Origin of the sequence: Sabulicella flocculans, from assembly GCF_045449635.1 — a bacterium.
In the GTDB taxonomy this organism is placed as follows: Bacteria; Pseudomonadota; Alphaproteobacteria; order Acetobacterales; family Acetobacteraceae; genus Roseococcus.
On the sequence record NZ_JBJJBR010000028.1, the window covers coordinates 1 to 19,548 of the forward strand.

A 19,548-nucleotide genomic window follows, 5' to 3' on the forward strand; every position below is an offset into this window, starting at 1 on the left:
CTGGGCGGCGGCCTGCGCGGCGGCCTGGGGCGGCCCGGTGCCGGCGCACCCGGTCCGCATCGCCGGGCAGCCGCACCGGGTGCGCGGCCAGCCGGCGGACGAGGCCTGGCGCGCCCTGGGCGAGCGCGGCGCCGAGCCGGAGGCCGAACGTTTGGCCCGCCTGGCCCGCGCCTGGCGCCCCGGCGGCGGCGACGGCGCGGTGGCGCTGGATGCCGGGGCCAACCTGGGCGTCACCGTGCTGGCCCTGGCCGCCGCCTGGCCCGGCCACGCCGCCCTGCACGCCGCCGAGCCCGACCCGGAGGTGGCGGAGCTGCTGCGCTGGAACCTCCGCGCCGCCGGGCTGGACCGCGCCCGCGTTTGGCCCCTGGCGCTGGGCGCCACGGATGGCGAGGCGGCGTTCCGGCGCGAGCTGCCGAACCGCGCCACCAGCCACCTGTTCCCGCATGACCGCCCGGCCCGCGACTGGAAGGGCGAGACGCTGCGCGTGCCGCTGCGCCGCGCCGACACCCTGCTGGCCGAGGCCGGCGCGACGCGGCTGGACCTGCTGAAGCTGGACGTGGAGGGCGCCGAGGAGCCGGTGCTGGCCGGGGCCGCCGCCGCGCTGGAGCGCTTCCGGCCGCTGGTGCTGGTGGAGTTCAACCTGTTCACCCAGATGACCCTGGCGCGCGAGAACCCCTTCGCGGTGCTGGAGCGCCTGGCCACCCTGGCGCCGCACCTGTGCTGGTTCCGCGACGACGGCGCGCCCGAGGCGGTGACGCACCCGGATGGGCGGCTGGGGGTGCTGCATGCCATCATGGCCGGCAGGGCCGGGGTGGACGACCTCGTGCTCTGCCACGACCTCGACTGGATGGAGCGCTGGGAATGACGCCGGACACGGTGCGCTGGGCCTACCTGCTGCTGCTGGGGCGCGAGCCGGAATCGCCCGAGGTGGTGGAGAGCTGGCGCAACGCCGGGCTGGCCGCGCTGCGCGAGGGCATCCTCGCCTCGCCCGAGTTCCAGGCGCGGATGGTGTCCGGCCGGCTGGACAGCCCGGTGGCGGCGCCGGTGGGCCCCGCCGCGCTGGAAACCGCCATCGCCCTGCGCGACGGCGCCTTTCCCGCCGCGGCGCCGCCGGGGCGGGAGGTGCCGGAGCTGGACCGGCTGCGGCGCGAGGTGCTCTCGGCGCCGGACCTGCAGGCGCTGCTGCCGCCGCGCGACGGGCTGCGGCTGCGCCGGCTGCGCCTGCCCGGCCGGGACATGGCGCTGTTCGGCGACACGCGCGACCCCGAATTCGCCGGCGCCCCCGGCCCGGCCGCCCCCCTGGCCGCGGCGGTGCGCGCCCTGCTGCCCGGCGGCGGGGAGGGGGTGACGGCCATGGTCTCCGGCGCCGGCATCGGGCTGGCGGCCCTGGCCATCCATGCCGCGGCGCCGCGGCTGGCCGGGCTGCGCCTGTGGGAAGGCCGGCTGCGCGAGGCCGCCTTCCTGGCCGCCAACATCGCCGAGAACGGCGTGCGGGCGCAGGTGGAGGCGCGCGAGGCGCCCCCGGCGCGGGATATGCTGCGCCAGGGCGCCGGGCTGCTGCGCCTGGCCGCCCCCGGCGCGGCGGCCGAGGCGCTGGAAGCCGCGGGCGACGTGCCGGTGCTGCTGCGGCTGGACCTGCGCGCCCTGGTGCTGGAAGGCGGCCACCCGCGCGAGGCCATCGCCGCCCTGGCCGCGGCCTTCCCCGGCGCCGCCTGGCTGGCCGACGCCGTCACCGCCCGCCCGCTGGACGGGCCGGGGCAGGCGGCGCTGCTGGAAGCCGCGCTGGACGGGCCGCAGGAGCTGGTCCTGGCGGCCGCCGCCGACTGGCTGGAGCGCTTCGCGCCGGCCTGAGGCCGGGCGCCGTCAGCGCTCCACTTCCTCCACGCTCAGCCCGAAGGCGGCGACGCCTTCGGAAAGCAGGTCGCCCAGGCCCTGCATGTCCACCAGGTACTCGGCGGCGGTGCCCTTGGCGTTGCGCTCGTAGGCCAGCTTGAGCGCCTCGTCCCAGCCCTCGGCGTCGTAGTCGCCGCGGCCGACCCAGGCCAGGGCGATCAGCGCCGCCTGCTGGTCCTCGTTCAGCTCGTCGATGTACTCGGTGAGCATGTCGAGGGTGGCGTCCTCGTCGGCCAGGTCGTCGCTGTCCTCGTCGTCGTCCAGCTCCTCGTCCTCGTCGCCGTCGCCCATGGTGCCCTCCTCGGGCGACTGCACGGCGTTGGCCAGGTCCACGATGGTGGCGATGACCTCCAGGCTCACGCCCAGGTCAACCTCGTCGTCCTCGTCCTGTGGGGGCATGGTGTCGCTCCGTTCCGCGGGGGGCGAATGCGCCAGGGCGGGGTTGCGTTTCAGGCCGCCCAGTCGGGGGCGAAATCCGGGTTCACGAAGCGGCGGTCGCCGGGCAGGGCGGCCAACTCCTCCAGGTCCTGCGCGGACAGGCGCAGGGCCAGGGCGCCCAGGTTCTCCTTCTGGCGTTCCGGCCCCGCCGCCTTGGGGATGGCGGCGACGCGGCCGCGCGCCAGGATGGCGGCCAGCGCCACCTGCGCCCCGGTGGCGCCGTGGCGGCGGGCAATGGCCTGGATGACCGGGTGCTCCGCCACCCCGCCCTTGCCCAGCGGCGTGTAGGAGGTGAGCACCATCCCCGCCGGCCCGGTGATGGCCAGCAGGCGGGACTGGTCCAGCATGGCGTGGTGCTCCACCTGCAGGCAGGCCAGCGGGGCGATGTCCAGCTCCAGGGCGCGGCGCAGCAGGCCGGCGGGGAAGTTGGAGACGCCGACCGCCTTCGCCTGCCCGCCTTCCCGCAGCCGGGCCAGGGCGCGCAGGATGCCCGGCAGGTCCATCTGCGGCGAGGGCCAGTGGACCAGCAGCAGGTCCACGTAGGGCTGGTCCAGGCGCTCCAGGCAGCGCAGCGCGGCGGCGTGGAAGCTGGCCTCGTCCGGCTTGTCGAACCACACCTTGGTGGTGAGGAAGACCTCCTCCCGCGGCAGGGCGGATTGCGCCAGGGCGGCGCCGACGGCCTCCTCGTTGCCGTACATCTCGGCGGTGTCCAGGTGGCGGTAGCCGAGCGACAGCGCGGATTCCACCGCGCGCTCGCATTCCGCGCCCTTCATCGGCCAGGTGCCCAGGCCCAGGGCCGGCATCCGCAGCAGCGGCGTCTCGAGAATCATGCGCGCTTCCCCAGGTCCACGACGCCGCAGCGCCCCTGTTCGGTGCCGAAGGCCAGCAACGTGCCGGCCGCGTTCCAGGCCAGTGCCGAGACGCCGCCGCCGCCCGGCGGGGCGATGGGCAGCACCCGGCCCGAGGCGATGTCGGCCAGCAGCACCAGCCCGTCCTCGAAGCCGGCCGCCACCATGTCGTGCTGCGGGTGGCAGGCGACGCGGGTGCAGAACACCTCGTCCCCGCCGGCGAGTTCGGTGGGCTGCTTGCCCATCGGCCCACCGCCGAAGAAGGGCCACAGCACCACGGATTCCGCGCCCGAGGTCGCCAGCCACCTGCCCTTGGCGGTGAAGCCCAGGCTGTGCGTCTTGGCCGGGTAGCCGGACATGCGCATGTGCTGGCCATCCTTCAGGCGCCAGCCATGCAGGGACATCTCCTGCATCGCCGTCACCACGTGCTCGCCATCGGGCGAGACGGCGATGGCGTGGTGGCTGCCCTTCCATTCCAGCACGCGCGGCTTGTCCTCCTTGGCGTTGACGAACCACACGGAGGCGCCGTTGTAGTGCGAGGCGGCGATGCGCTTGCCCTTGCCGTCGAAGGCGATGCCGCCGACGGTGGAGGGGTGCGCCAGCGACTTCAGCGGCTGGCCCGCCATGTCCAGCACATGCACCGCCTTGGCCACGGCGCAGGCGCGCACGCCGGATTCATGGGCGGCGACGTGCTCCACCCACTTGGAGCCGTATTTCGCCAGCTCCACCGTGCTGCCATCGGGCGCGATGCGCAGCAGCCGGCCGTCATCGCCGCCCGAGAGCGCGCCATCCCTGGCATCGGCGCAGAGCGAGAGCACTGCGCCGTCATGCGCCTGCACCACCTGCCATTCCGGCCCGGCCAGGCGCACCGTGCCGTCGCCCAGCCCGGCAAACAGGCCGCCCGGACCCCGCCCGAAGGCCAGCCCCACCACCCAGGCGCCGAGCTCCGCGACGGTGCCGCGCGATTCGACCAGGAAGTCAGGGCTTGCCGTGGAACTCACGCCGGCACCTGGCAGGCCTCGAAGCCGCGGCGCAACGCGGGCCGGTTCAGGTCGCGGCCGATGAAGACGATCTTGGACTTCCGCGGGTCGCCTTCCTTCCAGGGGCCGATGTAGTCGCCATCGGCGATCATGTGCACGGCCTGGAAGGCAAAGCGCCGGTCCTCGCCGGGGTAGGCGAGGATGCCCTTGGTGCGCAGCAGGTCCTGGCCCTTGGCGGCCAGCAGGTCGGTCATCCACTGGTTGAACTTCTCGGGGTCCACCGGGCGGGACACCTCGAAGGAGACGCTGTTCACCTCGCTGTCGTGGTCGTGCTCGTCCTCGCCGGACAGGAATTCGGGCTCGCGCTGGAGGATGCGCTCCAGGCTGAAGCTGTCGCGGCCGATCACCTCCGCGATGGGCACGTCGCTCTTCGTGGCGCGGATGACCTGGGCATAGGGGTTGATGGCGCGGATGCGGCGCTCCACCGCCGCGGCCTCCTCCTCCGTCACCAGGTCCATCTTGTTCAGCACCAGCAGGTCGGCGAAGGCGATCTGCTCCTCGGCCTCCTTGCTGTCGTCCAGCCGGGCGGCCAGGTGCCTGGCGTCCACCACGGTGACGATGGAATCGAGCTTGGTGGCCTTCTTCACGTCTTCGTCCACGAAGAAGGTCTGCGCGACGGGGGCGGGGTCGGCCAGGCCCGTGGTCTCGACGATGATGCCGTCGAACCTGTCGCGCCGGCGCATCAGCTGGGACAGGATGCGGATCAGGTCGCCGCGCACGGTGCAGCAGATGCAGCCGTTGTTCATCTCGAACACCTCCTCGTCCGCATCCACGACGAGGTCGTTGTCCACGCCCAGCTCCCCGAACTCGTTGATCACCACGGCGAACTTCTTGCCGTGGTTCTCGGAAAGGATGCGGTTGAGCAGCGTGGTCTTGCCGGCGCCCAGGTAGCCGGTCAGCACGGTGACGGGCACGGGTTCGGACATGGCGGGCACTCCTGGGAAGGTTTGCGGCGCAATATGGCGTGGCCGGCGCCGACACCAAACCCCCCGGCCATGCCCGGCGTTGGCGGGAGGAAAGGACCCCGCGCATGGCGAGCAAGGACCCCAAGGCGAAGTACACCCCCAAGCAGAAGCGCAAGGCCGCCCACATCGCCGAGGGCTACGAGGCCCAGGGCGTGCCGGAGGCCGAGGCCGAGGCCCGCGCCTGGGCCACGGTGAACAAGCAGGATGGCGGCGGCAAGCAGCCGGGCGGCAGCGGCCGCAAGGCGCCGGCCAAGGCGGCGCCGGCCGGCAAGGCCGCCGCGCCACGGAAAAGGAAGGAGACGGTGCATTGACGGGCAACGGGCAGAACAAGCCGGACTGGTCGGCCAGGACCACGGGCGGCGAGATGGACACGCGCTCCACCGACGCGGACATGGACGCCGCCAAGGTGAAGCCGCACAGCGAACGCGCGGCGGGCAAGCGCACGGAAAAGACGCACAGCCCGGAGGCCGCGGGCGCCTTCAAGGACCAGGTGGGCAAATCCGGGTAATTGTCCCTACATCAGGCACCGGCTACGCACCGCGCAGCATGAGGAGCCTCGCATGACCCTGTCCCGTCGCGCCGCCCTGGCGCTGCCCCTGCTGGCTGCGCCCGGCCTGGCCCGCGCCCAGGCCCCCTGGGCGCCCAGCCGCCCCGTCCGGCTGGTGGTGCCCTTCGCCGCCGGGGGCGCGGTGGACATCACCGGCCGCCTGCTGGCCGAGCGCCTGCAGCCCCTCCTCGGCCAGCCCGTGGTGGTGGAGAACCGCGGCGGCGCCGGCGGCAACCTGGGCGCCGACGTGGTCGCCAAGGCCGAGCCGGACGGGCAGACCATCCTGCTCGGCACCGCCTCCATCCTGGCGGCCAACAAGTTCCTCTACCAGCGCGGCATGCCCTTCGACCCGATCCGGGACTTCGCGCCGGTCACCCGCGTGTCCACCGGCACGGTGCTGCTGGTGGTCAACGCCGACCGCCCGTGGCGCACCTTCGCCGACCTCGTCGCGGCGGCCAAGGCGCAGCCGGGGCGCATCTCCATGGGCTCCTCGGGCACCGGCACGCCGTCGCACCTGACGCTCGCCTCCATCAACCGCGCGGCGGGGATGGAGATCAACCACATCCCCTACCGCGGCGGCGGCCCGGCCATCACCGACCTGCTGGCCGGCACCCTCGACATGATGTTCGACGTCATCCCCGCGCTGATGCCGCATGTCCGCTCGGGCCGCTTCCGCCCGCTGGCGGTCGGCAGCGCCGAGCGCATCGGCTACGTGCCCGAGCTGCGCGAGGTGCCCGGCATGAGGGAGGTGCTGCCCGGCAGCGGCATCGACATGCAGAGCTGGTACGCCACCGTGCTGCCCGGGCGCACCCCGGCCCCGGTGGTGGCGCGCTGGCACGAGGTGCTGGCGCAGGTGGTGCGCTCGGCCGATTTCCGCGAGCGCCTGTCGCCGCTGGGCTTCGAGCCGGTGGCCGACGACACCCCGGCCGCCTTCGGCCAATACCTCAACAGCCAGCTCTCGGTGTGGGAGCGGCTGATGCGGGATTCCGGGGCGACGCTGGAGTGAGGCAGAGTACTAATTACGTGGTCGGAGAAGGTCGAACGAAATCCACCCCGATCTATTGAAAACCGATGATGATGTCACGCTACAATATATTCCCGCAGCATTACATTGTTGTAGCGTGACATTGTAACCTCTTCTCAGCTCACGACAGCTCTCGGGCTTAGGATGCCGAGTGGGATCGCCCAAAGTATTCCAAAAAAAATAGTGAAGATCTTCTTCTGTATTGCATATCATATTTGATGTAATGTTGTTTGATATCATAAGGGTGGCACCCCTAATTTGGATTTGTATAATATTATTTCTTCTGTATTCTCCTGATCGTTCTCTGAAGCAACTTTCGGCTTGATCGGATAAGCCAAACCGCGCGGCGCATGGCGAGGTCGTCACATTATTTGGGAGGCCGCAAGGAGGCAAATCAATCTGCTGGTGGCATATCTGACGAAGAGTATTCCATTCATATGGAGTAAATGCTGAATGTTGCGCGTTACCTTGCTTGCAAGCTATTAAATACATTGTCATCGTTATAAATACTACGATTTTCATTTTATGCCGCCTCGGCGTAGATCGCGTCCTGCAAGGTGCCCATCAGCCGGTCCACCTGCGGCTTCTCGATGATCAGCGGCGGGCTGAGCGCGACGATGTCGCCGGTCACGCGCACCAGCACCCCTTCGTCGAAGCAGCGGCGGAACACGCGCATGGCGCGGTCGCCGGGCTTGCCCTCGCGCCCCTGCAACTCGATGCCGGCGATCAGGCCGTGGTTGCGGATGTCGATGACGTTGGGCGCGGACTTCAGGGAATGCGCCGCCTCCTCCCAGTAGCCCTCGATGGCGCGCGCGCGGCCCGGCAGGTCCTCGCGCACGTGGATGTCGATGGCGGCGATGGCGGCCGCGCTCGCCAGCGGGTGGCCGGAATAGGTGTAGCCGTGGAAGAACTCGATGCCCGCCGCGGTGCCCTGCACGATGGCGTCATACACGGCGTCGGAGGCCGCCACCGCGCCCATCGGCACCGCGGCATTGGTCAGGCCCTTGGCCATGGTCATGATGTCGGGCACCACGCCCAGGCGCTCGGCGCCGAAATGGCTGCCGATGCGGCCGAAGCCGGTGATGACCTCGTCGAAGATCAGCAGGATGCCGTGCTTGGTGCAGAGCTCGCGCAAGCGCTCCAGGTAGCCCACGGGGGGCACCAGCACGCCGGTGGAGCCCGCCACCGGCTCCACCATCACCGCCGCGATGGTGTCGCCATGCAGGGCCACCAGCTTCTCCAGCTCGTCGGCCAGCGCCGCGCCATGGGCGGGCTGCCCGCGCGAGAAGGCGTTCTGCGCCGGCAGGTGGGTGTGCGGCAGGTGGTCCACATAGGGCAGCATGGCGCCGAACTGCTTGCGGTTCGGCCCGATGCCGCCCACCGACATGCCGCCGAAGCCCACGCCGTGGTAGCCGCGCTCGCGCCCCACCAGCCGGGTGCGCTGCGCCTGGCCGATGGCCTTCTGGTAGGCCAGCGCCATCTTCAGCGCGGTGTCCGCGCTCTCGCTGCCCGAGTTGGTGAAGAAGACGCGGCCCAGCCCCTTGGGCGTCAGGTCGGCCACGCGCGCCGCCGCCTCGAAGGCGATGGGGTGGCCGAGCTGGAAGGTCGGCGCGAAGTCCAGGATGGCGGCCTGCTTCTGGATGGCCTCGGTGATTTCCCGCCGGCCATGGCCGGCGTTGCAGCACCACAGGCCGGCGGTGCCGTCCAGCACCTCGCGCCCCTCGGGGGTGAAGTAGTGCATGCCCTCGGCGCGGGCCAGCAGGCGCGGCGTGCCCTTGAAGTACTTGTTGTCGGAGAAGGGCATCCAGAACGCGTCGAGGTCGTTCGGGCGGGGGATGGAGATCTCGTTCATCGCGGGCGGTCCTGCACGGGTGCGGAAGCATAGGCCCGCCCGGCCTGCCATGTCAGCACCGGGTGGCGCGCAGCGAGAGCGACAGCGGCAGCCACGGCCGGTCCGGCCAGGTCCAGTACGGCCCCTCCGCCTTGACCAGACCGGGCCAGAGCGGCCAGGGCAGGCGGTCATGCTCCTCCAGCCGGTCCAGCCGGAAACCGGCCCCGGCCAGCGCGCCCAGGATGTCCCCCAGCGGGTGCAGGTGGATGATGGTGGCGCCGTTGGCGATGGGCTCGCCGGCGGCGTAGTCCACCGCGTCCTCGAAGGGGATGGGCTGGCGGGCGAAATAGGGGAAGCCCCAGCCCGGCCGCCCGGCCTCCCAGCCGTCGAAGACCTCCGCCACCGGGTGGCAGTCGGCGAAGGCCAGCGCCCCGCCGGGCCGCAGCAGGTGCGCCAGCCCGCGTGCCCAGGCGTGCAGGTCCGGCAGCCAGGTGATGGTACCCCAGGAAGCGAAGGCGAGGTCGAAGCGCCCCGCCTCCTCCGGCAGCGCCTCGGGGATGGCCTGGGCATCGGCCAGGGCGAAGCGGCAGGGGGCGCCGCATTCCGCCGCCAGCGCCCGCGCGCCCTCCAGCGCGGCGGGCGAGAAATCCACCCCCAGCACCTCGGCGGCGCCGGCCTGGGCGATGGCCACGCTGTCATCGCCGATGTGGCATTGCACATGGGCCACGCGCAGGCCCGCGGGGTCGCCCAGCACGGCGGCGGCGATGGGGTCCAGCCGGCCGCGGCCGGCGCGGTGCGGCGCCAGGTCATAGCCGCGCGGGCCCAGGTGCAGCGCCGTGCGCTCCTCCCAGTTCAGCAGGTTCAGGCGGCGCCATTCCGGTTCCATCCACCGCAGGGTGAGGCGCGGCGCGCCGTTCCGTCCAGCGGTGGCTTGCGCTAGGATGGGGGGATGCTCGCCACCTCGCCCCAGTTCAAGGACAACGCCGCCCGCGCGCTGGAGGATCCCGGCCTCCAGAAGGCGCTGACCCGCGCCAAGGGCGGCTTCCTGAGCAAGCGCTCCGCCGCCGTCGCCGGCCTGCCGGAGTTCGAGCGGCTGCGCGACATCGGCAAGGGCATCAAGGACCACACCCTCGCCCACCTCGACTTCTACCTGGAGGAGTACGAGGCCCAGGTGGTGAAGGCCGGCGGGCAGGTCCACTGGGCCCACACCGCCGACGACGCGCGGGCGGCGGTGCTGGAGATCTGCCGCAAGGCCGGGGCGCGCACCGTCACCAAGGGCAAGTCCATGATCTCCGAGGAGCTGGGGATCAACGACCACCTGGAGGCGCACGGCATCCGCCCCGTCGAGACCGACCTGGGCGAATACATCCTCCAGCTGCGCAAGGAGCCGCCCTCCCACATCATCGGCCCCGCCTTCCACCTGAACCGCGAGGACTGGGAGGACAGCTTCCGCAAGTCGCACAAGGACCTGCCGCCCGACCGCGTGTTCCACGAGCGCCGCGACATCCTCACGGAGGCCCGCACCAAGCTGCGCGCGCAGTTCCTGGCCGCCGACGTCGGCATCACCGGCGCCAACTTCCTGGTCGCCGAGACCGGCAGCTCCGTCATCGTCACCAACGAGGGCAATGGCGACCTGACGCAGACCCTGCCGCGCGTGCACATCGTGCTGGCCTCCATCGAGAAGGTGGTGCCGACGCTGGAGGACTGCACCAGCCTGCTGCGGCTGCTGGCGCGCTCGGCCACCGGGCAGGACTTCTCCGTCTACACCACCTTCAGCACCGGGGTTCGCCGCCAGGGCGACCTCGACGGGCCGGAGGAGTACCACGTGGTGCTGGTGGATGCCGGGCGCTCCAACATGGTCGGCACCGAGTTCGCGGAGATGCTGCGCTGCATCCGCTGCTCGGCCTGCATGAACCACTGCCCGGTCTATGGCGCGGTGGGCGGGCACGCCTATGGCTGGACCTATCCGGGGCCGATGGGCAGCGTGCTGACGCCCTCGCTGATCGGGGTGGACAAGGCGGGGCACCTGCCCAACGCCTCCACCTTCTGCGGCAAGTGCGAGAGCGTCTGCCCGGTGAAGATCCCCCTGCCCAAGCTGATGCGCCACTGGCGGGAGCGCGAGTTCGAGCGCCACCTGCAGCCCGGCGCCGTCCGCTCCAACCTCGCGCTCTGGGCGTGGTTCGCCCGGCGGCCGGCGCTGTACCGGCTGGCCAGCCGCGCGGCGGCCAAGGCGCTGGCGCTGGCCGGGCGGGGCAGGGGGGCGCTGCGCTCCCTGCCGCTCGCCGGCGGCTGGACGGCGGGGCGGGACCTGCCGGTGCCGCAGGGCTCCACCTTCATGGCCGAATGGCACGCCCGCCGGGGCCGCGGGGCATGAGCGGCCGGGACGCCATCCTGGGCGCCATCCGCCGCGGCCTGCGGCGCGGCGAGCTGCCCGAGGACCAGCAGGCCATGCTGCGCGGGCGCATCGCGGCCCATCCGCGCCACATGATTCCCGCGCGCTCGCGCCTCGACCGCGCCGGGCAGGTGGCGCTGTTCATCCGCAACGTGGAGAAGGAGTTCGGCAGCGTCGAGCGCGTGCCCGACCTCGCCTCCGTGCCCGCCGCCGTGGCCGACTACCTGGCGGCGCAGAACCTGCCCGGCCGCTTCGCCATGGCCCCGCACCCGGAGCTGACCGGTCTGCCCTGGGACACCCGGCCAATGCTGGAATGGCAGGCGCGCAAGGGCGACCCGGCGGACCAGGCCAGCCTGCAGCACGGCTTCGCCGCCATCGCCGAGACCGGCACGCTGATGCTGCCGGTGGCCGGCGAGCGCCCGACCACGCTGAACCTGCTGCCCGACACCGCCATGGTGTTCCTGCGCGCGTCGCGCATCGTCGGCGCCTACGAGGAGGCCTGGGACCTGCTGCGCGCCGAGCGGCAGGACGCGCTGACCGGCGGCTTCATGCCGCGCAACGTGATGCTGGTCACCGGCCCCTCGCGCTCGGCCGACATCGAGCAGACGCTGGAGCTGGGGGCGCACGGCCCGCGCCGCCTGCACGTCATCGTGCTCGACGACGACCCGGCGGCGCTGGGCCCCGCGCCCGACCTGCGGCCGGAGGCGGCGAAGCAGCCGGTGGCGCGGCCGGGCGGGCTGGCCAACCCGGGCGACTGATGCGCCGCCGCCGGGGCGAGCTGAGCGCGGCCGACCAGGCGCTGTGGGCGGTGGTGGCGCAGTCGGTGACGCCGCTGCCCGGCCGCCCGCGCCCGGCCGCCCCGCCATCCGTCACCATCACGCCGCCGCCGCCCCGCGCCGACGCGCCGCCGCCCGCCCTGGTCCTGCCCGCCCGCCCGCTGCCGCCGCCCCCGGTGGCGGTGGGCGCGCCGCCGCCGGGGCTGGACGCCCGCCGCTGGCGCGACCTGCGCCGCGGCAAGACGCGGGTGGAGCGCAAGCTGGACCTGCACGGCATGACGGCCGCCCAGGCGCACGGCGCGGTGCGCGGCTTCCTGCTGGACGCCCAGGCGGACGGGGTGCGCTGCGTGTGCATCGTCACCGGCAAGGGCGGCAGCGCGGAGGGCGGGGTGCTGCGGCGGGAGCTGCCGCACTGGCTGAACGAGGCGCCGCTGCGCGGGCTGGTGCTGGGCGCCGCCCACCCGCACCGCGCCAATGCCGGGGCGGTGCACCTGCTGCTGCGCCGGATGCGATGACCCCCTTCGGTGAGCGCCTGCGCGCCCTGCGCGAGGCGCGCGGCACCACGCTGAGCGAGCTGGCCGCCGCGCTCCAGGTCTCGGCCGCCTACCTGTCGGCGCTGGAGCACGGCCGGCGCGGCCGCCCCTCGGCCGGGCTGGTGCACCAGGTGAACGAATATTTCGGCCTGATCTGGGACGAGGCGGAGGAGCTGGCCGCGCTGGCCCGGCTGTCCCACCCGCGGGTGGTGGTGGACACCGCCGGGCTCAGCCCCGCCGCGACGCGCCTGGCCAACGAGCTGGCCCGCCGCATCCGCGACCTGCCGGAGGCGCGGGTGGCGGCGCTGCTGGCGCTGCTCGGCGAGCCGCCGCCCTGAGGCCGGGCCGGCGGATGGACGCCCGGACACGCCGCGGCGATGCTGCGTCCATGAGCGGCATCCGCGAGGCCCTGGGCGCCCCGGCCCTGGCCATGGCGGCGACCTTCCTGGCCTTCGGCGCGGCGGCCGGTGTGGCGGGCTGGCCGGCCTGGGTGGCTCTGCTGGCCTCGCTGGGCGTCTACGGCATGCCCGGGCAGATGATCTGGCTGGGTGGCGGCGGCGTTCCGGCGGCGCTGGCGGCCAATGCGCGCTTCCTGCCGATGGCGGTGGCGCTGGCGCCCTGGCTGGGCGGCGGCAAGGGGCGGTGGTGGGCGCTGCCCTTCATCGCCGTCACCCCCTGGGCCATGGCGATGCGCCGCCTGCCGGGCCTGCCGCCGCCCGAACGGCTGGGTTGGTTCCTGCAATTCGCCCTCGCCTCCTGGATGGTCGCCGGGGTGGCGACGCTGGCGGGCTGGGCGCTGGCGGGGCGCCTGCCCCTGCCGGTGCTGGCGCTGCTGCTGCTGGTGAACCCGCTGTATTTCGGGCTCATCCTGCTGGATGCGGCGCGGCTGCCGGCCGCGCGCGCCGCCGTGCTGGGCGGGCTGGCGGCGCTGCCGTTGGCCTGGATGCTGCCGCCCTCCCTCGGGCTGCTGGCGGCCGGGGTGGCCGGCGGCACCGCCGCCTTCTGCTGGAACGCCCGGCGTGGCTGAACTTGGGTGGCTCATCCTGGGCTGCGCCGGGCTGCGCGGGCTGGGGCTGGCCCTGGCCGGGCGGATGGGAGCGGATCACCCGCTGATCCGCTGGGCCGCCGCGGTGGCGATGGCGACGCTGGCGGCCTTCGTGGCGCAGGCGCTGCTGTGGCCTTCCGGCGCGCTGGCCACCCTGCCGCCGCTGGCCCGGCTGGGCGGCATGGCGGCGGCGGGGGTGCTGCTGTGGTGGCGCGGCGGGCTGCTGGGGCCGGTGCTGGCGGGGGTGGCGGTGGCCGCCCTGCTCAGCCGGGCTCCACCTTGATGCCGCGCTCGCGGATCACCTGGCCCCAGCGCTCGTATTCGCGGGCGGCGAAGGCCTCCAGCTCCGCCGGCGTGCTGCCCACCGCGTCCAGCCCGGCGCCGGCCATGCGCTGCACCACCGGCGGGTGCGCCACCGCCTCGCGCACCGCCGCCCCCAGGCGCTCGATCGCGGCGGCGGGGGTGCCGGCGGGCACGGCGATGGCGCCCCAGCTCTGCGCGCTGGCGGCACCGAAGCCGAGTTCCTCGAAGGTCGGCGTCTCGGGCGTCAGCGCCAGCCGGCGCGGGCCGCTGCTGGCCAGCACGCGGATGGCGCCGGAGCGCACCTGCGCGATGGACGAGGCCGGCTGGTCCAGCATCAGCTGCACCGTGCCGTTCACCAGGTCCGCCATCGCCTGGCCGGAGCCGCGATAGGGCACGTGCACCATCTGCGTGCCGGTCACCGCCATGAACAGTTCGGTGAAGATGTGCGTGCCGGTGCCGACGCCCGAGGTGGCGAAGGACACGCGGCCCGGATGGGCGCGGGCATGGGCGATGAACTCCGGCAAGGTCCGCGCCGGCACGCCGGGGTGCACCACCACGATGACGTCGGTGGTGAAGATCAGCGACACCACGGCGAGGTCCCGCCGCGGGTCCACCGTGCGCAGCAGGCCCAGGTGCGGTTGCAGGGTGAAGGCGCCGTTGGTGGCCACCAGCAGGGTGTGCCCGTCGGCGGGCGAGCGCGCCGCGGCCTCGATGCCCACCGCGCCGCCGGCGCCGGTGCGGTTCTCCACCACCACCGGCTGGCCCAGCGTCTCCGACAGGCGCTCGGCGATGATGCGCCCGCCCACGTCGGTGGAGCCGCCGGGGGCGAAGGGCACGATCATGCGCAGGGGGCGCTGGGGCTGCCACGCGGCGTTGCCGCCCTGGGCGCGGGCGGCGCCGGGCAGCAGCAGGGGCGCGGCCAGCAGGGCGCGGCGGGGCAGGTGCATGCGGGAGTCTCCCTGGTTCGGGGGGCAGCTTCGGCCGCGCGGGCGGCGCAGGGCAAGCGCCATGGACTTGCGCGCCGCTTTCGGGCATGGCGCGCCCCAGCGAGGCCAGGGGAGGCACCGGGACATGAAGCGCATCCGCACGCAGGTGGCGATCATCGGCGCCGGGCCGGCCGGGCTGCTGCTGGCGCAGCTGCTGCACCGCGCCGGGGTGGACAGCCTGGTGATCGAGCGCCAGTCCCGCCCCTACATCGAGGGGCGCATCCGCGCCGGCCTGCTGGAGCAGGGCAGCGTGGACACGCTGACGGAGGCCGGGCTGGGCGAGCGCCTGCACCGCGAGGGGCTGGCGCATGAGGGGATGGAGCTGCGCTTCGCCGGCGGCAACCAGCGCATCGAGCTGTTCGGGCTGACCGGCAAGCGCGTCACCATCTACGGCCAGCAGGAAAGCGTGAAGGACATGGTGGCCGCGCGGCTCGCCACCGGCCGCCCCCTGCTGTTCGAGGTGGCGGACACCGCCCTGCACGACGTGTCCTCCGACGCCCCGCGCGTGACCTTCACCCACGAGGGGGTGCCGCACGAGGTGACCTGCGACGCCATCGCCGGCTGCGACGGCTTCCACGGCCCCTCCCGCGCCGCCATGCCGCCGGAGGTGCTGCGCGTCTACGAGCGCGTCTATCCCTTCGCCTGGCTGGGCATCCTGGCCGACGCCCGGCCCATCTCGCACGAGCTGATCTACGCGCGGCACGAGGACGGCTTCGCCCTGGCCACCATGCGCTCGGAGACGGTGTCGCGCCTCTACCTGCAATGCGCCCCGGACGAGGACCTGGCCCTGTGGCCCGACGAACGCATCTGGGAGGCGCTGCACCAGCGCCTGGGCGCCGTGAACGAGGGGCCCATCACCCAGAAGGGCGTCACCGCCATGCGCTCCTTCGTGGCGGAGCCGATGCGCCACGGCCGGCTGTTCCTGGCCGGCGACGCCGCGCACATCGTGCCGCCCACCGGCGCCAAGGGCATGAACCTCGCGGTGGCCGACGTGCGGCTGCTGGCGCCCGCGCTGGTGGCGCTGCTGCGCGGCGACGGACGGCTGGCCGAGACCTACTCCGCCCGCGCCCTGGCGCGCATCTGGAAGGTGCAGCGCTTCTCCTGGTGGATGACGGCGATGCTGCACAAGTTCAGCGCCGACGACCCCTTCGAGCACCGCGTGCAGACCGCCGAGCTGGACTACGTCTGCGGCAGCGAGGCGGCGCGCCGTTCCCTGGCCGAGCAGTATGTGGGGCTCCCCTATGACGAATGACCGCGCCCGGTCCGACCAGGGCGGCGAGGCGGCCGCCCCCCTGCGCCTTGCCATCATCGGCCTGGGCATCATGGGCGAGCGACTGGCCCGCGCCGCCGCCGCGCACGAGGGCTGGGAGGTCGCCGCCGCCGCCGACCCCGACCCGGCGGCGGCGGCGCGGCTGGCCGCCATCGCCCCCGCCGCCCGCTTCTGCGCCACGCCGGAGGAGGCGGTGGCGCTGGCCGACGCGGTGCACGTCGCCTCGCCGCCCGCGGCGCACATCGCCCAGGGCCGCGCCGTGCTGGAAGCCGGGCGGGCGCTGCTGCTGGAGAAGCCGCTGTCGCACGACGTGCCGGCCGCGCGGGACTTCGTGGCCTGGGCGCGGGGCAGGCCGGCGAGCGTGAACTTCCCCATGGTGTCCTCGCCCGCCGTGGCGCAGCTGATGGCGTGGCTGCCCGGCATCGGGGCGCTGCAATCGGTGGACATCACCCTGGCCTTCGCCGCCTGGCCGCGCTCCTGGCAGCGCGGCGCCGCCGCCTGGCTGTCCCGCCGCGCCGAGGGCGGCTTCACGCGGGAGGTGGCCTCGCACTTCCTGTTCCTGGCGCAGCGCCTGGGCGGCCAGCTGGCGCTGGAGGCCGGCCAGGCCGAGTTCCCGCCCGGCGACGGCAGCGAGGTGGCGGTGACCGCCCGGCTGCGCGCCGGCGCCCTGCCGGTGGCGCTGCGCGGCGCGGTGGGCGGCACGGAGGCCGACGACCACAACCTGTTCGTGCTGGAAGGCGCGGCCGGCCGCCTGCGCCTGCGCGACTGGAGCATCGCCGAGCGCTGGGACGGCTGCGCCTGGCGCGAGGCCCCCGACGCCCGCCCCAACGCCGAGATGCGCCCGCTGACCCTGCGCGGGCAGCTGGACCGGCTGGCGGCGCTGCGCCGCGGCGGGAACTCCGGCCTCGCCACGCTGGAGGAGGCGCTGGCGGTGCAGGAGGCGGTGGAGGCGATGCTTGGCTGACGACGCCCCGCTCTGCCTGCCGCCGCGCCCCGCGCCGCGCCCGCACGGGCTGCGCCTGCCGCCGGGCGCCTGCGACAGCCACGCCCACGTCTTCGACGCCGCGCGCCACCCCTACCAGCCCACGCGCGGCTACACCCCGCCGGACAGCCCGGTCTCCGCGCTGCTGGCGCTGCACGATGCCATGGGGCTAGGACGCGGCGTGGTGGTGCAGGCCAGCGTCCACGGCACCGACAACCGCGCCGTGCTGGAAGCGGCCGAGGCGCACCCCGGCCGCCTGCGCGCCGTGGTGGCGGTGGAAGAGGGCGTGACGGAGGCCGAGGTCGCCGCCATGCACGCCCGCGGCGCGCGCGGCATCCGGCTGAACCTGGTGGACAAGGGCGGCATGCCCTTCCGCAGCCTGGACGCGCTGCGCGAGGCCGCTTCCGTCATCCGCCCCTTCGGCTGGCACGCCGAGCTGCTGGTGCACGTGGAGCAACGCCCGGAGGAGCTGCGCGCCCTGGCGGCGGCGGTGGGCATCCCGGTCAGCATCGGCCATGTCGGCTACGTGAAGGTGGCTAGGGGCGGCGCCGCGCATCCGGGCTTCCGCGAATACCTGGCGATGCTGCGCGACGGGCTGTTCTGGACCAAGCTCACCGGCCCCTACCGGCTGGCCGAGGCGCCCTGGGACGATGTGCGCCCGATGGCCGAGGCGGTGGTCGAGGCCGCGCCGGGCCGCACCCTGTGGGGCAGCGACTGGCCGCACGTGGCGCAATACGCCGCCATGCCGGATGATGGCGACCTGCTGGCCCTGCTGGGCGACTGGGTGACGGATGCGGCCCTGCGCGACCGCATCCTGCGCGACAACCCGGACGCCCTTTACTTCACAGCGTGAGGCCGCGCGCGGCCAGCGCCTTCAGGAAGTTCGGCTCCGGCGGCGGCAGCGGCGGCAGGTCCCAGGAGCCGGTGCCGATGGGGCGGATGTCGCGGTCCACCGGCACTTCCACCAAGTAGGGGCGGTTGGCCTTGATGGCGGTCTGGATGGCGTCCTCCACCTCGCCCGCATGGGTGACGCGGTGGCTGGGCACGCCGAAGCTCCTGGCCATCATTGCGAAGTCGGGGGAGTAGCTCTCGCCGGTGCGCTGGATTTCGAAGGCGGTGGCCAGCTCGCGCCCGCCGAACATGCCGTGCTGGATGTCGCGGATGGAGCAGAAGCCCTGGTTGTTCCACACCACCCAGACCACCGGGATGTCGTATTCCACCGCGGTGGCCAGGGCGTGCGGCGTCATCAGGAAGGAGCCGTCGCCGACCACCGCCACGCAGGGCCGGTCCGGCGCCGCCAGCTTGGCGCCCAGTATGCCCGAGGTGGCGAAGCCCATCGCCGCGAAGCCCCAGGAATGGATCAGGTGGCGCGGCCGCAGGCAGTCCATCAGCTGGATGATCCAGTTGTGGTGCACGCCCACGTCGGAGGCCACCACCGCGTCCTCCGGCACCGCGCGGGACAGGGCGGCCATCAGCCGTTCGGGCCGCAGCGGCACCTGGTCGCTCAGCGCCAGCCCGCCCTGGTATTCGCGCCACACGGCGCGGCCCTGCTCCAGCCGCGCCAGCCAGGGGGCGATGGCGTCGCGCCCGCCGGCGATGCGGGCCGGCGCCATCTCCGCCAGCAGCTCCAGGCTGGCCCTGGCGTCGCCCAGGATGCCGTATTCGGCCGGGTAGTTGCGCCCGATCTCCGAGGGGTCGATGTCGATCTGGATGAGGCGCGAGGGCGGGACGGACAGGGTGTAGCCATCCAGCCAGGCGGAGGTCGCGCGGTCGTCGAAGGAGAAGCCGATGGCCAGGATGACGTCGGCATTCCTGGTCGCGTCGTTCGCCGCATAGGCGCCGTTGCGGCCGATGGCGCCGAAGGCCAGCGGGTGGCGGTCGGGGATGGCGCCCTTGCCGTTGGGGCTGGTGACGACGGGGATGCGCGCGGCCTCGGCGAAGGCCACCAGCGCCTCGCTCGCATGGCCGAGGATGACGCCCTGGCCGGCGATGATGACGGGCCGCGCTGCCCCCAGCAGCAGGTCCAGCGCCGCCGACAGCTCCCGCGGGTTGCCCGGCGCGCCGTTGACCATGCGGGTGGAGCCCTGCACGGGCGGCACCGTCGTCTCCTCCACGAAGACGTTGAGCGGCACGTCGAGGTTCACCGGGCCGGGCCGGCCGGAGGTCAGCAGGTCCCACGCCTGGCTCACCGCCAGCGGCACCATGTCCGCCCGCGTCGGCTGGAAGGAGCGCTTGACGTAGGGCCGCACCACCGAGGGGAAGTCGCCCTGGAAGTGCCGCCCCGTCTCCTGGAACGGGCCGCGGTTGAACTGCCCGGTCGGCACGTTGCCGGTGATGGCGAGGAAGGCGGAGCTGTCCATCATCGCCGCCGCCAGCGCGACGACGAGATTGGCCGAGCCAGGGCCGCAGGAGGTGAAGGTCGCCACCGGCTCGCCACGCACCTTGTAGTAGGCGTCGGCCATGTGGCCGGCCGTCTGCTCGTGGTGGGAGGAGATGGTGCGGATCTGGTTCTGCGACTTGAAGGCGGCGTCCATGAAGCCGGTGATGCCGTGGCCGCACAGGCCGAACAGGTAGGGCACCTTCTTCTTCACCAGGTGGTCCAGGATGATGTCGGCGCCGTTCATCGCCGCCAGCTTCGCCGCTCCGTCCATTCGTTCGTTCCTCCCGGTGTTCGT

At 73.5% G+C, this 19,548-nt stretch carries 22 protein-coding genes; 14 read left to right on the forward strand and 8 right to left on the reverse strand.

Going from position 1 to position 19,548, the window contains the following annotated elements; translation table 11 throughout:
* Both ACI6QG_RS17720 and ACI6QG_RS17725 read left to right on the forward strand, forming a co-directional pair.
* On the forward strand, nucleotides 1-865 hold an 865-nt coding region (locus tag ACI6QG_RS17720), incomplete at its 5' end, for an FkbM family methyltransferase (RefSeq protein WP_407025918.1).
* Nucleotides 862-1,851 carry a hypothetical protein gene (locus ACI6QG_RS17725; protein ID WP_407025919.1) on the forward strand — a complete coding sequence of 330 codons (990 nt, stop codon included), beginning with the start codon at nucleotides 862-864 and terminating at the stop codon, nucleotides 1,849-1,851. The genes ACI6QG_RS17720 and ACI6QG_RS17725, both read left to right, overlap by 4 nt.
* Nucleotides 1,852-1,863: 12 nt before the next feature.
* On the opposite strand, the gene ACI6QG_RS17730 is transcribed toward ACI6QG_RS17725, so the two are convergent.
* From ACI6QG_RS17730 to ACI6QG_RS17745, 4 genes are read right to left on the reverse strand one after another with little or no spacing between them, the layout of a single operon-like run.
* Nucleotides 1,864-2,292: a DUF3775 domain-containing protein gene (locus tag ACI6QG_RS17730; RefSeq protein ID WP_407025920.1), complete on the reverse strand. Its 429-nt coding sequence runs from the start codon at nucleotides 2,290-2,292 to the stop codon at nucleotides 1,864-1,866.
* Between the two features lie 50 nt (nucleotides 2,293-2,342).
* Nucleotides 2,343-3,161 (reverse strand): aldo/keto reductase, encoded by an 819-nt coding sequence (locus tag ACI6QG_RS17735; protein ID WP_407025921.1) that lies wholly within the window; start codon nucleotides 3,159-3,161, stop codon nucleotides 2,343-2,345.
* A complete protein-coding gene (locus ACI6QG_RS17740; RefSeq protein ID WP_407025922.1) occupies nucleotides 3,158-4,180 on the reverse strand; it encodes a WD40 repeat domain-containing protein in 1,023 nt (340 codons plus the stop codon). Before ACI6QG_RS17740 ends, ACI6QG_RS17735 begins: the two co-directional genes overlap by 4 nt.
* Complete coding sequence (locus ACI6QG_RS17745; protein WP_407025923.1) at nucleotides 4,177-5,145, reverse strand: CobW family GTP-binding protein; 969 nt, start codon at nucleotides 5,143-5,145, stop codon at nucleotides 4,177-4,179. The genes ACI6QG_RS17740 and ACI6QG_RS17745 overlap by 4 nt, the downstream gene beginning before the upstream one ends.
* Nucleotides 5,146-5,249: 104 nt before the next feature.
* Here ACI6QG_RS17745 and ACI6QG_RS17750 point away from each other — a divergent pair, with 104 nt between their 5' ends.
* Genes ACI6QG_RS17750 through ACI6QG_RS17760 form a run of 3 tightly spaced genes read left to right on the forward strand, consistent with a single transcriptional unit; the run spans nucleotide 5,250 to nucleotide 6,737 of the window.
* The gene (locus ACI6QG_RS17750) at nucleotides 5,250-5,495 is read left to right on the forward strand and encodes a hypothetical protein (protein ID WP_407025924.1); all 246 of its coding nucleotides are present in this window, start codon (nucleotides 5,250-5,252) and stop codon (nucleotides 5,493-5,495) included.
* Nucleotides 5,492-5,692 (forward strand): hypothetical protein, encoded by a 201-nt coding sequence (locus ACI6QG_RS17755; RefSeq protein WP_407025925.1) that lies wholly within the window; start codon nucleotides 5,492-5,494, stop codon nucleotides 5,690-5,692. The genes ACI6QG_RS17750 and ACI6QG_RS17755 overlap by 4 nt, the downstream gene beginning before the upstream one ends.
* A 52-nt stretch (nucleotides 5,693-5,744) precedes the next feature.
* Complete coding sequence (locus ACI6QG_RS17760) at nucleotides 5,745-6,737, forward strand: Bug family tripartite tricarboxylate transporter substrate binding protein (protein WP_407025926.1); 993 nt, start codon at nucleotides 5,745-5,747, stop codon at nucleotides 6,735-6,737.
* 541 nt (nucleotides 6,738-7,278) lie between these two features.
* Here the strand turns inward: ACI6QG_RS17760 and aptA are convergent.
* A complete protein-coding gene (gene aptA / locus ACI6QG_RS17765) occupies nucleotides 7,279-8,607 on the reverse strand; it encodes an omega-aminotransferase AptA (protein ID WP_407025927.1) in 1,329 nt (442 codons plus the stop codon).
* A gap of 52 nt (nucleotides 8,608-8,659) precedes the next feature.
* Entirely contained in the window at nucleotides 8,660-9,472 is an 813-nt protein-coding gene (locus ACI6QG_RS17770; RefSeq protein ID WP_407025928.1) for a class I SAM-dependent methyltransferase, read from the reverse strand.
* Between the two features lie 63 nt (nucleotides 9,473-9,535).
* Between ACI6QG_RS17770 and ACI6QG_RS17775 the strand changes: the two genes are divergently transcribed.
* The 6 genes from ACI6QG_RS17775 to ACI6QG_RS17800 are packed head-to-tail and all read left to right on the forward strand — an operon-like array spanning nucleotide 9,536 to nucleotide 13,615.
* A complete protein-coding gene (locus tag ACI6QG_RS17775) occupies nucleotides 9,536-10,960 on the forward strand; it encodes a lactate utilization protein B (protein ID WP_407025929.1) in 1,425 nt (474 codons plus the stop codon).
* A complete protein-coding gene (locus ACI6QG_RS17780) occupies nucleotides 10,957-11,736 on the forward strand; it encodes a LutC/YkgG family protein (protein WP_407025930.1) in 780 nt (259 codons plus the stop codon). The genes ACI6QG_RS17775 and ACI6QG_RS17780 overlap by 4 nt, the downstream gene beginning before the upstream one ends.
* On the forward strand, nucleotides 11,736-12,269 hold the full coding sequence (locus ACI6QG_RS17785; protein ID WP_407025931.1) for a Smr/MutS family protein: 534 nt from the start codon (nucleotides 11,736-11,738) through the stop codon (nucleotides 12,267-12,269). The genes ACI6QG_RS17780 and ACI6QG_RS17785 overlap by 1 nt, the downstream gene beginning before the upstream one ends.
* Nucleotides 12,266-12,625, forward strand: coding sequence for a helix-turn-helix domain-containing protein (locus tag ACI6QG_RS17790; protein ID WP_407025932.1), 360 nt, complete (start codon nucleotides 12,266-12,268; stop codon nucleotides 12,623-12,625). The genes ACI6QG_RS17785 and ACI6QG_RS17790 overlap by 4 nt, the downstream gene beginning before the upstream one ends.
* 50 nt (nucleotides 12,626-12,675) lie before the next feature.
* Nucleotides 12,676-13,314 (forward strand): AzlC family ABC transporter permease, encoded by a 639-nt coding sequence (locus ACI6QG_RS17795; RefSeq protein ID WP_407025933.1) that lies wholly within the window; start codon nucleotides 12,676-12,678, stop codon nucleotides 13,312-13,314.
* The gene (locus ACI6QG_RS17800; RefSeq protein ID WP_407025934.1) at nucleotides 13,307-13,615 is read left to right on the forward strand and encodes an AzlD domain-containing protein; all 309 of its coding nucleotides are present in this window, start codon (nucleotides 13,307-13,309) and stop codon (nucleotides 13,613-13,615) included. The genes ACI6QG_RS17795 and ACI6QG_RS17800 overlap by 8 nt, the downstream gene beginning before the upstream one ends.
* Here ACI6QG_RS17800 and ACI6QG_RS17805 read toward each other — a convergent pair.
* A complete protein-coding gene (locus tag ACI6QG_RS17805) occupies nucleotides 13,596-14,582 on the reverse strand; it encodes a Bug family tripartite tricarboxylate transporter substrate binding protein (protein WP_407025935.1) in 987 nt (328 codons plus the stop codon). The two genes, ACI6QG_RS17800 and ACI6QG_RS17805, sit on opposite strands and share 20 nt — an antisense overlap.
* A 124-nt stretch (nucleotides 14,583-14,706) precedes the next feature.
* On the opposite strand from ACI6QG_RS17805, the gene ACI6QG_RS17810 reads away from it, so the two are divergent.
* From ACI6QG_RS17810 to ACI6QG_RS17820, 3 genes are read left to right on the forward strand one after another with little or no spacing between them, the layout of a single operon-like run.
* Nucleotides 14,707-15,873, forward strand: coding sequence for a 4-hydroxybenzoate 3-monooxygenase (locus ACI6QG_RS17810; RefSeq protein WP_407025936.1), 1,167 nt, complete (start codon nucleotides 14,707-14,709; stop codon nucleotides 15,871-15,873).
* Nucleotides 15,863-16,855 carry a Gfo/Idh/MocA family protein gene (locus ACI6QG_RS17815; protein ID WP_407025937.1) on the forward strand — a complete coding sequence of 331 codons (993 nt, stop codon included), beginning with the start codon at nucleotides 15,863-15,865 and terminating at the stop codon, nucleotides 16,853-16,855. Before ACI6QG_RS17810 ends, ACI6QG_RS17815 begins: the two co-directional genes overlap by 11 nt.
* On the forward strand, nucleotides 16,848-17,726 hold the full coding sequence (locus ACI6QG_RS17820; RefSeq protein ID WP_407025938.1) for an amidohydrolase family protein: 879 nt from the start codon (nucleotides 16,848-16,850) through the stop codon (nucleotides 17,724-17,726). The genes ACI6QG_RS17815 and ACI6QG_RS17820 overlap by 8 nt, the downstream gene beginning before the upstream one ends.
* Here ACI6QG_RS17820 and ACI6QG_RS17825 read toward each other — a convergent pair.
* Nucleotides 17,716-19,524, reverse strand: coding sequence for a thiamine pyrophosphate-binding protein (locus ACI6QG_RS17825; RefSeq protein WP_407025939.1), 1,809 nt, complete (start codon nucleotides 19,522-19,524; stop codon nucleotides 17,716-17,718). The genes ACI6QG_RS17820 and ACI6QG_RS17825 overlap by 11 nt on opposite strands.
* Between the last annotated feature and the right edge of the window lie 24 nt (nucleotides 19,525-19,548).

Coding starts and splice junctions, on each gene's coding strand:
- ACI6QG_RS17780 (WP_407025930.1), top strand. CDS start 10,957: ATGAGCGGCCGGGACGCCATCCTGGGCGCCATCCGCCGCGGCCTGCGG.
- ACI6QG_RS17825 (WP_407025939.1), bottom strand. CDS start 19,524: ATGGACGGAGCGGCGAAGCTGGCGGCGATGAACGGCGCCGACATCATC.
- ACI6QG_RS17805 (WP_407025935.1), bottom strand. CDS start 14,582: ATGCACCTGCCCCGCCGCGCCCTGCTGGCCGCGCCCCTGCTGCTGCCC.
- ACI6QG_RS17770 (WP_407025928.1), bottom strand. CDS start 9,472: ATGGAACCGGAATGGCGCCGCCTGAACCTGCTGAACTGGGAGGAGCGC.
- ACI6QG_RS17745 (WP_407025923.1), bottom strand. CDS start 5,145: ATGTCCGAACCCGTGCCCGTCACCGTGCTGACCGGCTACCTGGGCGCC.
- ACI6QG_RS17725 (WP_407025919.1), top strand. CDS start 862: ATGACGCCGGACACGGTGCGCTGGGCCTACCTGCTGCTGCTGGGGCGC.
- ACI6QG_RS17815 (WP_407025937.1), top strand. CDS start 15,863: ATGACGAATGACCGCGCCCGGTCCGACCAGGGCGGCGAGGCGGCCGCC.
- ACI6QG_RS17790 (WP_407025932.1), top strand. CDS start 12,266: ATGACCCCCTTCGGTGAGCGCCTGCGCGCCCTGCGCGAGGCGCGCGGC.
- ACI6QG_RS17735 (WP_407025921.1), bottom strand. CDS start 3,161: ATGATTCTCGAGACGCCGCTGCTGCGGATGCCGGCCCTGGGCCTGGGC.
- ACI6QG_RS17760 (WP_407025926.1), top strand. CDS start 5,745: ATGACCCTGTCCCGTCGCGCCGCCCTGGCGCTGCCCCTGCTGGCTGCG.
- ACI6QG_RS17795 (WP_407025933.1), top strand. CDS start 12,676: ATGAGCGGCATCCGCGAGGCCCTGGGCGCCCCGGCCCTGGCCATGGCG.
- ACI6QG_RS17810 (WP_407025936.1), top strand. CDS start 14,707: ATGAAGCGCATCCGCACGCAGGTGGCGATCATCGGCGCCGGGCCGGCC.
- aptA (WP_407025927.1), bottom strand. CDS start 8,607: ATGAACGAGATCTCCATCCCCCGCCCGAACGACCTCGACGCGTTCTGG.
- ACI6QG_RS17785 (WP_407025931.1), top strand. CDS start 11,736: ATGCGCCGCCGCCGGGGCGAGCTGAGCGCGGCCGACCAGGCGCTGTGG.
- ACI6QG_RS17775 (WP_407025929.1), top strand. CDS start 9,536: ATGCTCGCCACCTCGCCCCAGTTCAAGGACAACGCCGCCCGCGCGCTG.
- ACI6QG_RS17750 (WP_407025924.1), top strand. CDS start 5,250: ATGGCGAGCAAGGACCCCAAGGCGAAGTACACCCCCAAGCAGAAGCGC.
- ACI6QG_RS17730 (WP_407025920.1), bottom strand. CDS start 2,292: ATGCCCCCACAGGACGAGGACGACGAGGTTGACCTGGGCGTGAGCCTG.